Source organism: Bacillus sp. hwrm1, assembly GCF_040207805.1.
Lineage (GTDB): Bacteria > Bacillota > Bacilli > Bacillales > Bacillaceae > Bacillus > Bacillus velezensis.
Genome location: NZ_CP157943.1, coordinates 1,058,128 through 1,069,991 on the forward strand (window position 1 = coordinate 1,058,128; position 11,864 = coordinate 1,069,991).

Annotated in this window: 11 protein-coding genes; 7 read left to right on the forward strand and 4 right to left on the reverse strand. The window is 48.5% G+C overall.

The annotated features are described in order from the left end of the window. Positions 1-43: 43 nt before the first annotated feature. On the reverse strand, positions 44-1,309 hold the full coding sequence (locus ABK447_RS05515) for an NAD(P)/FAD-dependent oxidoreductase (protein WP_007408798.1): 1,266 nt from the start codon (positions 1,307-1,309) through the stop codon (positions 44-46). A gap of 207 nt (positions 1,310-1,516) precedes the next feature. Between ABK447_RS05515 and ABK447_RS05520 the strand changes: the two genes are divergently transcribed. Together ABK447_RS05520 and ABK447_RS05525 are read left to right on the forward strand one after the other, a co-directional pair. After that, positions 1,517-3,154: a polysaccharide biosynthesis protein gene (locus ABK447_RS05520; protein WP_003152313.1), complete on the forward strand. Its 1,638-nt coding sequence runs from the start codon at positions 1,517-1,519 to the stop codon at positions 3,152-3,154. A 56-nt stretch (positions 3,155-3,210) separates the two neighbouring features. Then, positions 3,211-3,930: a pseudouridine synthase gene (locus ABK447_RS05525; RefSeq protein ID WP_007613195.1), complete on the forward strand. Its 720-nt coding sequence runs from the start codon at positions 3,211-3,213 to the stop codon at positions 3,928-3,930. Positions 3,931-4,057: 127 nt separating this feature from the next. On the opposite strand, the gene ABK447_RS05530 is transcribed toward ABK447_RS05525, so the two are convergent. Beyond that, complete coding sequence (locus tag ABK447_RS05530; RefSeq protein ID WP_003152337.1) at positions 4,058-4,279, reverse strand: DeoR family transcriptional regulator; 222 nt, start codon at positions 4,277-4,279, stop codon at positions 4,058-4,060. Between the two features lie 280 nt (positions 4,280-4,559). Here ABK447_RS05530 and ABK447_RS05535 point away from each other — a divergent pair, with 280 nt between their 5' ends. Both ABK447_RS05535 and ABK447_RS05540 read left to right on the forward strand, forming a co-directional pair. Then, complete coding sequence (locus ABK447_RS05535) at positions 4,560-5,264, forward strand: ABC transporter ATP-binding protein (protein ID WP_007408794.1); 705 nt, start codon at positions 4,560-4,562, stop codon at positions 5,262-5,264. After that, positions 5,261-6,421 carry an ABC transporter permease gene (locus ABK447_RS05540; protein WP_038459546.1) on the forward strand — a complete coding sequence of 387 codons (1,161 nt, stop codon included), beginning with the start codon at positions 5,261-5,263 and terminating at the stop codon, positions 6,419-6,421. Before ABK447_RS05535 ends, ABK447_RS05540 begins: the two co-directional genes overlap by 4 nt. A gap of 33 nt (positions 6,422-6,454) precedes the next feature. Here ABK447_RS05540 and ABK447_RS05545 read toward each other — a convergent pair whose 3' ends face one another. Beyond that, a complete protein-coding gene (locus ABK447_RS05545) occupies positions 6,455-7,759 on the reverse strand; it encodes an NCS2 family permease (RefSeq protein ID WP_014418668.1) in 1,305 nt (434 codons plus the stop codon). A gap of 95 nt (positions 7,760-7,854) precedes the next feature. On the opposite strand from ABK447_RS05545, the gene pepV reads away from it, so the two are divergent. Then, positions 7,855-9,246, forward strand: a complete 1,392-nt coding sequence (gene pepV / locus ABK447_RS05550) for a dipeptidase PepV (protein WP_038459543.1) — start codon at positions 7,855-7,857, stop codon at positions 9,244-9,246. Between the two features lie 37 nt (positions 9,247-9,283). Here the strand turns inward: pepV and cysK are convergent, their stop codons facing one another. Further along, positions 9,284-10,255 carry a cysteine synthase A gene (gene cysK / locus ABK447_RS05555; RefSeq protein WP_020954278.1) on the reverse strand — a complete coding sequence of 324 codons (972 nt, stop codon included), beginning with the start codon at positions 10,253-10,255 and terminating at the stop codon, positions 9,284-9,286. A gap of 89 nt (positions 10,256-10,344) precedes the next feature. On the opposite strand from cysK, the gene thpR reads away from it, so the two are divergent. Continuing rightward, positions 10,345-10,896, forward strand: coding sequence for an RNA 2',3'-cyclic phosphodiesterase (thpR, locus tag ABK447_RS05560; protein WP_094031893.1), 552 nt, complete (start codon positions 10,345-10,347; stop codon positions 10,894-10,896). Between the two features lie 26 nt (positions 10,897-10,922). Next, complete coding sequence (locus ABK447_RS05565) at positions 10,923-11,855, forward strand: hypothetical protein (protein WP_094031892.1); 933 nt, start codon at positions 10,923-10,925, stop codon at positions 11,853-11,855. Positions 11,856-11,864: the final 9 nt, after the last annotated feature.

Genomic DNA, 11,864 nt, shown 5'->3' on the forward strand with positions numbered 1-11,864 from the left:
CAATTATCAACGGGGACGCTCAGGTAAATGCGCTTTAAACCATTTAGAGCGAGCGTGAGAAACGTCCTGCATTCAAACCGGCGAGACGCCCTGTGACAAAGGCTGAAGTGATATTGTAGCCCCCGGTATAGCCGTGAATGTCGAGTATTTCTCCGCAAAAATATAAGCCTTCCATTTTTTTAGACGCCATTTGTTTCGGCTCAATCTCTTTTACGGAAACACCTCCGCCTGTGACAAACGCTTTGTCCAAAGAAAGCGTTCCGTCAGCGGCAACCGTAAATTGTTTGCAGTCTTTGACAAAAGCCCTGAATTGATCCTTCGGCAGTTCCGTAAAGCTTGTCTGCGGATCAAGACCGTTCCGTTCCAGAAGAAAAAGCAGGTACCGTTCCTGCATCCACGGCTTCAGCGCATTTTTGAGCGCTTTTTTCGGTGCGTCTTTCAGTTCCTTGTGCATCTTTTGAAATAACTCTTCCTCGTTGATGCCGGGAAACAGATCGATGCGGAGTTTGACCTCTGGCTGCTTTTTCAGTTCTTTGACGACAAACTGGCTGCAGCGGAGAATGGCGGGGCCTGACAAGCCGAAATGGGTAAACAGCATGTCCATCACGTGTGTGACGATTGGTTTGCCTTTTTTATTCAGGACGCTGACGGCCGCGTTTCTAAGAGACAGCCCCTGAAGTGTTTTTTGTTTAATAAACGGTTCTGACGACGTAACCGGCACTTCCGTCGGAAAGAGTTCGGTCACGGTATGACCGGCCGCTTCCGCCCATGCATAGCCGTCTCCGGTGCTGCCGGTATGCGGGACTGATTTTCCGCCGACCGCGATAATGACGGCGTCTGCGTTAATGTGTTCGTCATTGTTTGTCGTAATGCCCGCTGTCCTGCCGTTCTCGTACCGCACTTCTTTGATTTTTTCATTTGTGCGGATGGTGACGTTCAGTTGTTTTAATCGGTTCAAAAGCGCATCGACAACGCTTTGCGCTTTGTCCGTCACCGGGAACATGCGCCCGTGGTCTTCTTCTTTCAGCTGAATGCCGAGTTTTTCAAAAAAGGCGATGATATCTTCATTATTAAATTCGGAAAACGCGCTGTATAAAAAGCGGCCGTTGCCGGGGATGTGTTTGATGATTTCTTCAACGGGGAGGCGGTTGGTCACGTTGCAGCGCCCGCCGCCGGAAATCGCCAGCTTCCGTCCCAGCTTGTTTCCTTTATCGATTAATAATACGTCCGCGCCTTCTTCGCCTGCCGCAATCGCAGCCATTAAACCGGACGGACCGCCGCCGATCACAATCACGTCATAATGTTTCATATTTCATCAACAACTTTCTTTTTCACGTATAATAGGCGGAAATGTCCGCTTTCTGCTATTATAGCGAAAGAAAGGGAATCCTTAAACGTATTTTGTTTTTTAAAGAGTTTTCCCAAAAAGTTTCCCGCTGTAATTATTACCGTCTAATTGCCCAGTTGTGTTAAAATAGAAAAGTTGAATCTTCGTAGAAAATGGTGATGAGGAAACATGTCAAGCAAATTGTTAAGGGGCACGTTCGTGCTGACGCTCGGCACCTATATATCGCGGATTTTAGGGATGATTTATCTGATCCCGTTCGGAGCGATGGTCGGAGCGACGGGCGGAGCTTTGTTTCAATACGGATATAATCAATATACACTGTTTTTAAACATTGCCACGATGGGATTTCCCGCCGCGGTTTCAAAATTTGTCTCGAAATATAACTCCAAAGGAGACTATGAGACGAGCAGGCGGATGCTGAGAGCGGGAATGTCGGTTATGCTCGTAACCGGGATGATCGCTTTTTCAATTCTTTATATTTCGGCGCCGTTTTTTGCGGAAACATCTCTCGGCGGCACGAGTAACAACGGACTTACGATTGACCACGTCGTTTATGTCATCCGGATGGTCAGTCTGGCACTTTTGGTCGTGCCGATTATGAGTCTTGTGCGCGGTTTTTTCCAAGGTCATCAGATGATGGGGCCGACAGCCGTTTCACAGGTTGTGGAGCAGCTTGCCCGGATCATCTTTTTATTGGGCGCAACGTATTTGATTTTAAGAGTGATCAACGGCGGCCTTGTCATCGCAGTCGGATACGCGACTTTCGCGGCGCTGATCGGATCATTCGGAGGGCTTGTCGTCCTTTATATTTACTGGAATAAGCGGAAGGGCGATCTCCTGGCGATGAAGCCGAATCTCGTCCCGTCTGCGAACTTAAGTTATAAAAAAATGTTCATTGAGCTTTTCAGTTATGCCGCTCCTTACGTATTTGTCGGACTGGCGATTCCTTTGTATTCGTATATCGATACGAATACGTTTAATAAAGCGATGATTGCGGCGGGCCACAAGGATATCAGCCAGGACATGCTTGCGATTGTCACCCTTTATGTGCCGAAGCTTGTCATGATCCCGGTTTCTCTGGCGACCGCTTTCGGTCTGACGCTGATTCCGACGATTACTGAATCGTTTACGAGCAGGAATTATAAGCTTTTGAACCAGCAGATTAACCAGACGATGCAAATCATTCTGTTTTTGGTTATTCCCGCCGTTGTCGGGATGTCCGTGTTATCGGGCCCGGCCTATACGTTTTTCTACGGCTCTGAAAGTCTTCGCCCGGATATCGGACAGGATATATTGTTCTGGTACGCGCCTGTCGCGATTCTGTTTTCTCTGTTTACCGTAAACGCCGCGATCCTGCAAGGGATTAATAAGCAGAAATTTGCTGTCGTGAGCCTTTTCATCGGCGTCATTATAAAAGTGGTGCTGAACGTGCCGCTGATCAAGCTGTTTCAGGGAGACGGGGCCATCTTGGCAACGGCGCTCGGTTATATCGCTTCTCTTCTGTACGGTTTTATCATGATTAAGCGCCATGCGGGCTATTCGTATACGGTACTTATAAAACGGGTCATTTTAATCGCAGTCCTGTCCGTCGTGATGGGAGTCGCGGTCAAGCTGACTCAATGGCTGCTCAGTTTCTTTGTAACATACCAAAGCGGCCAGGTGCATGCGGCGATTGTCGTCTTTGTCTGCGCCGCTGTCGGCGGTGCGGTGTACATGTTTGCCGCGTACCGAATCGGATTTTTACAGAAAATGTTTGGAAATCGTCTGCCCCGTGTTTTGAGGAGAGGCAGGCATTCCGCCCATTGAGAAATAATGAATAGTCCGCTTATCGCGGGCTTTTCTTTTTAAAGGAGAGGATCAGGATGAGACTTGATAAGCTGCTTGCCAACAGCGGATTCGGCTCAAGAAAAGATGTGAAAAAAATCGTCAAGGCCGGGGCTGTCATGATTGACGGAGAGCCGGCGAAAGATGTGAAAACCCATGTCGATCCGGAAAAACAGGACATCACGGTATACGGAGAGCCGGCAGACTATCGTGAATTTATTTATGTCATGATGAATAAGCCGCAAGGAGTGCTGTCCGCTACCGAAGACAGCCGCCAGCAAACGGTGGTTGATCTGCTGACGCCTGAAGAACAGCGATTTGAACCGTTTCCGGCAGGACGTCTTGATAAGGATACGGAAGGCTTTTTGCTTCTGACCAATGACGGGCAGCTCGCTCATCGCCTGCTTTCTCCGAAAAAGCATGTGCCTAAAACATATGAGGTCCGGTTAATTTCACCTCTGTCACCGGAAGACATCGTTCATCTGGAAAGAGGCGTCGTCATTGAAGGAGGCTATAAAACGAAGCCGGCAGCCGTTGAAATCATTACAGAAAGCCCGGATGAAACGGTGATTCATTTGACCATTACAGAAGGCAAATATCATCAGGTGAAGCTGATGGCAAAGGCTGTCGGAAATGAAGTGGCTTATTTGAAGCGGCTTTCGATGGGGGCTGTTTCTCTTGACCCGGATCTTAAACCGGGAGAATTCCGCGAGCTGACTGAAGAGGAGCTCGAAACGCTGAGAGGCGCTGAAGTGTAATCGATATCAGAAAAGCCCAAAACAGATTTGTTTTGGGCTTTTTATATAGAGGAACAAAAAACAAGGCAAAGACGCTGCTTTGCCTTGCAGCATGTCAGGCCGAAAAGGGCCTTATGTAATTGTTCGCTTAAGATGTAATTTTCACTTTTTTTCGTGTTGTCTCCCACTTGCCTCGGCTAGGACTATGAACAAGATCATTGTATGCTAACACATTTAAGTCTCGCTGAATGGTTCTAGGTGTAATGCCGAATTCATCAACCAGTTCCTGTGTTGTCACAAGGCCTTTTTCCTGGATGAACATGTAAACTGATTTAATCCGAGTCAGCATACGATTTGTTGAAGGTTTCAAAAAACCACTCCCTATCATAAGATCGGATGGACTTGATATACCACAACTTTCGACTCTAAAACTTCGTACGAATAAGCAACAAAGGATGACATTCTGTTTTTTCTCTTTTAACTGCCTCCATTATACACGATATGGACAACATGAATCTAGGAATAAGCGCAGATAATTTTTTCCAAATGGGTGCCGCCTTGGTGCATTACTATGCCCGGTCCGCTTTTATTATTATGGAAACTGAAACTTTTTTTATACATGTCCGTATGAAAACGGGGGAGTGAGAAGTTTGGGAGAATTATTGAATGCAAACATTGTCTGCGCCGGTTATGCTGACAGGCCGAAGGTGATTTCTGATGTATCTCTGTCAGTCAATGCGGGTGAAATTGCCGGTTTAATCGGAGCGAACGGCGCGGGGAAAAGTACAGTGATAAAGGCGGTTCTCGGGCTTTCCCGGGATATAGAAGGCGGTATTGAGTGGAATGATTCATCTTATGCTTACATACCGGAGCGTCCGAGTTTTTATGATGAACTGACGCTTTGGGAGCATCTCGAGCTGACCGGGTCATTGCGGGGCATGGAAGGGGAAGAGTGCCGTGAGCGGGCAGGGCGGCTGCTTGAAGAGTTTTCGCTGACGTCTGTAAAACATGATTTGCCTTCCGGTTTTTCAAAAGGGATGCAGCAAAAATTGATGCTCATACAGGCATTTTTGGCGAAGCCGGATATTTACATCATTGATGAGCCTTTTATCGGACTTGATCCGATCTCAACGAAGCTGTTTACCGACATGCTGATTGCTGAGAAAGAAAGGGGCGCGGGGATTTTGATGTGCACTCATGTTCTGGATACGGCGGAAAAAATCTGCGACCGGTTTTATTTGCTGGATCAGGGCGCTCTGCTTCTTCAAGGCACGTTAGAGGAGCTTCAGGAAAAAACGGGGAGCCGTTCACTGCTGGATTGCTTTTATTCAGCGGTTCGGAGCAGTCAGCGATGACCGGGCGGGCTTTGTTTTTTCAAAGGCTGTTTCATTATTGGCGGTATCAATGGAAGGTGTTTCAGACGGTCATTGATTGGACGGTCGCGCTGTATATCGTTCTTCCCGCTGCCGCATTTGCCGTTTATCAATATGCTGAATGGCTGAACGGCAGGGGGCTTCTTAATGGAGCGGCAGGAGTATTAGGATGGGGCTGGCTGTATGTATTCAGTGCCTTGCTGTTGTGCACGGGTTTTATTCATACCTTTTTGCTGGAAGCGGATCACGTATTTTTGGTGCATGCAAAACATCTGATGCAAAAGCTGAAACGGTACGCGCTTTTGTATTCGATGTTCCTTTCCCTTATCAAATGGGGTGCGCTTGCCGTATTGTTATTTCCCTTATGGCACCAATACGGTGACTGTACCTTACCGGCATATTCGGGTATGTTTTGCTGTCTGTTCGGCTTCCATACCGCAATATTAGCGGTGCACCGGCACAGAAAAAACAGCAGGCGGACATTCGGGAATCAGGCGGCGGGCTGGCTGAAAGTGATGGTTCTGATGGCGGGTGCGTTTTTTATGATCGTCTTTGCCGCCGAATGGTATTGGCTTTGGCCGGCGGGATGTATATTGTTCATCTGTTCCGCTTTTTTGACTTGGAAAGGGACGGAGACATTATCGGCCTTTGAGGAAGAAGTGCTTGAGGAGAACAGGCGCAAGCTTTCATTCGCGGCCTCTGTTTTGATGCTCAGCCATGATGTGCAGCTCCCGAATGGTAAACATAAAGGGCGGAGCAAGCCGTTTTTATATCCCGGCTCAAAGCACATCTTTACAAAACGGTCGGCGTATACGGCGTGGAAAGAATTGTTCTTTAAAGTGCTGATTCGAAACGGCGGGTATCTCCGGCAGCTTTACCTTTTAACCGCGGCTTTTACGGCTCTTATTCTCGTTCTTCCGCTCTTAGTGAAGCCGGCAGTCCTCATTTTGTTTGCGATCGTCAGCCGCTATGCCGCGTCACTTTTATTTGACCGGATCACGGATAAACCGGTTTTAAGCGGTATCAAGAGAGACAGTGATGACTATTTCAGGGCGCGAAACAGCGCATTAACCGTCATTCAAATCATCTGTTCCGCCTGGTGTCTCATTGCCGCGATTCTTTCCGTTCTTTATATGTGAAAATCCCTTTCCGAAAAAGGAAAGGGATTTTTCTTAATGTCCGTTCAAAATAAAAAGCTGAATAAAAAACAGCACGGCGAAGATGATGACTAAAGGATGGATTTCGCGCCATTTTTTCTTAGCTGCTTTAACAAGCGGATATGAAATGAAGCCGAGTGCGATTCCGGTTGAAATACTGGACGTTAGAGGCATCGCCAAAATGACGAGAAAGGCCGGGAACGCTTCATCAAGCTCATTCCAGCGGATATTCGATACCGCACCCATCATCAGGCTGCCGACAATAATCAGAGCCGGTGACGTAATCGCGGACACTTCCGATAAGACGCTGACAAGCGGGCTGAAAAACATGGAAACGGCAAACATAACGGCAATCGTCAGCGCCGTCAGACCCGTTCTTCCGCCGGCCGCCACACCTGCTGAAGATTCAACGAACGCGGTCGTCGGGCTGGTGCCGAAGATGCTTCCCACCGTTGTAGCGGTCGAATCAGCCAAAAGCGCTCTTCTGGCATTCGGCAGCTGATTGTTTTTGATCAGTCCCGCTTGTTCGGCGACACCGATCATGGTGCCGGTCGTGTCAAAAATCGTAACGAGAAGAAAAGAAAACACAACAGCGTACAGACCGTGATGCACGACATCCCCGAGGGCTCCGAACGGATTTGTGATTAAAAGCCCCTCCGGCAGGTGCGGGAAGGACATGAATCCTTTCGCGAAATGAATCTGACCGGTCAAAAAGGCAATGATAGCGGTCAGCGCCATTCCGATGAACAGAGCCCCGTTAACATTCAGCACCATCAGTACAATACTGATGATAAGCCCGATAAGCGTTAAAATGACGGCGGGCGAATGAAGATCGCCGAGTGCGACCAGATTAGATTTATCAGCCGTGATGATTCCGGATTGGCGTAAGCCGATAAAAGCGATAAATAAGCCGATGCCGGTCGTAATTCCGTATTTTAAATTGTCCGGAATCGCTTCTATAAGTTGTTTTCTTAAAGGCGTTAACGATAAAATAATAAAGATGACTCCCGCGATAAAAACGGCGCTGAAAGCCGTCTGATACGTAATGCCGCTGCCTGTGCCGACAACGTGAAAGGCGAGATACGCGTTTAAGCCCATGCCGGGGGCAATGGCGATCGGAAAATTCGCAGCGAGAGCCATCCATAAAGTTCCGACAATGGAAGCGATAATCGTCGCGGTGAACACCTGGTCAAACGGAATTCCCGCATTGGAAAGGATCACCGGATTGACGACAATGATATACACCATTGTGAAAAAGGTGGTCAATCCCGCGGTAATTTCTCTTTTTATTGTCGTTTGATGCTTGTCGAGATGAAACATAAGTACCTCCAATGACGAACATTTTTTCAAAACATCATCTATATTATTCGTTTTATCGACATTTTGCAAGTCTTTATCAAGAAAGGGGATTTGTGATGAACTGGGAAGTTGAAGTCATCAGAAACAAAGAAGATCTGATCCGTGACACGCAGAAGTTTTTGCAGATCAACAGCGTAATGGACGAATCAACAGCCGGTCCCGGCCGGCCGTTTGGAGAAGGCGTCAATGCCAGCCTGACGTCACTGCTGGAATTCGGTGAAAAAGAAGGCTTCACCGTAAAGAATCTTGATGGCTATGCGGGCCATATTGAATGGGGAACGGGTGACGAAATCGTCGGCGTTCTGTGCCACGTCGATGTCGTTCCGCCCGGAGACGGCTGGACGAGCGATCCGTTTTCAGCCGATATCAGGGACGGCCGGATATATGCCAGAGGCGCCATTGATGATAAAGGGCCGACAATGGCGGCGTTTTATGCGCTGAAAATCGTCAAAGACATGCAGCTCCCTTTATCCAAACGCGTGAGAATCATCATCGGAACGGATGAAGAAAGTGATTGGAGATGCGTGGATCATTACTTCAAACACGAAAAAATGCCTGACATCGGCTTTGCTCCTGACGCAGATTTTCCGATCATTAACGCGGAAAAAGGAATTATAGATGCGTCACTGCGCATTGCAAAAAGCGCTTCTGACAAAGACGAAAAAAACGGGCTTCTGTCATTCCGTTCAGGACTGCGCTTGAACATGGTGCCGGATGCGGCTGAAGCGGTTATTGAAGGGGACGGTCTTGATGCCGTGCACGCATATTTCAGCAAATGGCTTGAGCAGTCAAAAACACAAGGTGAAGCAATTTCGGAAAATGGAAAACTGACGCTTCGGGTATACGGAAAATCATGCCACGCGATGGAACCGGATAATGGTGTCAATGCCGGCTTAAAGCTTGCTGAATGCCTTAACGGAACGGAGCTGGATGGAGCCGGAAAGCACTTTGTCAAAACCGTCAGTGACTATTTTTTAAATGATACACGAGGCAAAAAGCTGAAAATTGATTGCAGGGATGACATCAGCGGAGAGCTTACATTGAATGTCGGCACCTTTACATACAGAAAGGGTGAGGAAGGAGAACTCGGCATCAACATCCGTTATCCCGTCACTTCAGACAGCAATGTCATCCGTGATGCTTTTATGTCTGCTGAAGAATTCCGGCTTGAAGAATTTAAAGACAGCAAACCGCACCACGTTTCTGCCGATCATCCGCTCGTAAAGACGCTTCAAAAGGTTTACGAAGGACAGACGGGAAAGAAAGCGGATCTGATTTCAATCGGCGGAGGAACGTATGCGAGATCCCTTTCGGCGGGCGTCGCATTCGGGCCGCTGTTCCCCGGCCGGCCTGACAGCGCGCATCAAAAGGATGAGTACATTGAAATCGATGACCTTCTCCGGTCAACCGCTTTATACGCCGAAGCCATTTATGAGCTTGCCAAGTGATAATAAAAAGGGACGCCGAAAGCGGCATCCCTTTTTATCATTCAAATGACCATAAATCCGTTGATAAATAACGTTCTCCCGTATCGGCCGTCATACAGATGACGATCTGTTCGGAAGGGAGGCGTTTTGCGGTTTCAATGGCGGCGAAGCAGGCGGCGCCTGAAGACGGGCCGACGAGTATACCTTCTTCCCGGGCCAGACGGCGTGTTGTCGTATACGCATCTTCATCAGATATTTTCATGATTTCATCGTAAACGTCCTGATTCAGTATGCCGGGAATAAATCCGGGGCTTGTCCCGACAAGCTTATGAGCGCCGGGTTTTCCGCCAGACAGGACGGGAGATCCCGCAGGCTCGGCGACATGAACAATCATATCCGGGAAAAGCTCCTTCAGCGTTTCTCCGGTTCCGGTAATGGTTCCGCCCGTTCCCGCCGTTGCCACAAAAGCACCGAGCGGTCTGTTGAGCTGCTGAACGGCCTGATAGATTTCAATGGCGGTCGTTTTTCGGTGGGCATCTGGATTTGCGCCGTTATCGAATTGCATCGGGATAAAACTTCCCGGAATCTGTTCGGCGAGTTCTTTCGCTTTTTTGATGCTGCCGGGCATTCTTTCCGCCCCCGGTGTTAACACAACCTCCGCGCCGTACGCTTTCAGGAGGTTGATGCGTTCTTTCGTCATCGTGTCAGGCATGACGAGGATTGCCTTGTAGCCGCGCGCCGCCGCGTTCATCGCCAGGCCGATGCCTGTGTTGCCGCTTGTCGGTTCGATGATGACAGAGCCGGGTTTTAAATGCCCGCTGTTTTCCGCTTCAATGATCATATTGTAAGCCGCTCTGTCTTTGACACTGCCGCTCGGGTTAAACGATTCTAATTTTAAATAGACCTGTGCTGCATGTTCTGGCTGAAGACGATTGAGCTTTACGATCGGTGTGCCGCCGATCAGCTCCGCCGTGCTGTTTACGATTTTCAAGGCCGGCTCATTCCTTTCTGTATAAAACGTTCGGTACATAATATCCTATCATAATGAGCGGACAGGGTTCTCCTCTCCGCTTATCCGTTTTATAATAACACCATAACCAAAGAGGGGGAGATCCTCGTATGAAAGCTTCATTGCCGCATTATTTTATCGGCATTCCGATTCCGGCTGACATTGCTGAACCGATTTGGGAAGCAGCCAAAAAGGAGCCGGCGTTATCATTCAAAAAATGGGTGCACCCGCATGACTATCATATTACACTCATTTTTCTCGGAGCCGCGGATGAAGAACGGCTTGCGAAATTATCGTCTCTGCTCGCAGATGCTGCGTCGGCAGCGCAGCCGTTTACCGTACAGTTTCAGCATCTGGATATTTTCGGCGACCGCAGACAGCCGAGAGTGCTTCACCTTGAGCCCGAACGGAATGAACAGCTCTTTGATTTGCGGGAAAAAACAAAGCAGGCTGTTTTGAAAGCCGGTTTTCAAGTGGAAAAACGCCCGTATCACCCTCATATGACGATGGCGCGGAAGTGGGCGGGAGACCGGCCGTTTCCTGACGATGTGCCGTTTGAAAGCGGCAGGGTGCAAAGTGCCGTCAGCCGGTTTTCCTTGTTTCAGACCCATCTTGACCGGTCGCCTAAATACGAAGAAATCGCACAGTTTCAATTGACATAAACAAATATTCGGAGTGGAGAAATCACATGGCACAGATCATCAAAATTCACGACTGCATATCCAGATATGAACTTGATCCATATCATTATATGAACCAGTTTATCCGGCTGAAGAAAGAACGCTGGGAGACGCTTCTTGAAGCGTTTGACCGGAAGACGGAAGAACTAGAAACGAAAACGGCTGCCGGCGGGGAAACCGATCAAGCGCCGGCCAGGAAAAAATTTTCCTTAAAAAAGAGAAAAGAAGAAAATATGGCCGATATAAATGAAAAGAGGCACCAATGGTTTGATGAGCCGGAGGGAGAAGAGGCGCTGTTCGGGAATCTCCCGTCTCGAAAGTCTGAGCTCGCGTCTTTTTTCAAAGATCAGCTGTATGACTTTCAATTAAAATGGGCGAGCTCCACGCTTTCTCAAAAGTCTGAGCTTTCACAGGCGGTCAAAAGGGACGGGATGTTAAAAATGCTGGCTCAAAAGCTGCCCGATTCCTATTTTGTGATGTATCATCCGGTTCTGCAAATTCAGCAGGCGTCCGTCGAACTGAGCATGATCATCATCTCGCCGCTGGAGATTTTCTGCGCTGTTTTTATGGAAGCGGAAGAGGACAGCGTATATATCGGATCAAAACACCGTTTTTGGGAAGAAAGAGGCTCCGGCAGCACGCGCCAAGTATTGAATCCGTCTCTCAGCCTGCACCGGACGGGCTCGGTCGTTTCGCAAATCGTAAAAGAAAAGCAGGCCGACATTCCCGTGCGGAAGCTTTTGCTCAGCAGAACGTCTTATATTGATTATCCGGAGCCGCCGTACGGGCTGGAAATAGCTGATAAACGGACTGCCGCAGAGTGGCTGGAAAAGCAGCAGAAAAATACGGCGCCGATCAAGCACCACCAGCTGAAGGCGGCGAAGGCTCTTTTGTCTTACGGCTTGAGCGATTCAAGCCGGAGACAGGAATGGCTAGATTAAAACGGACGT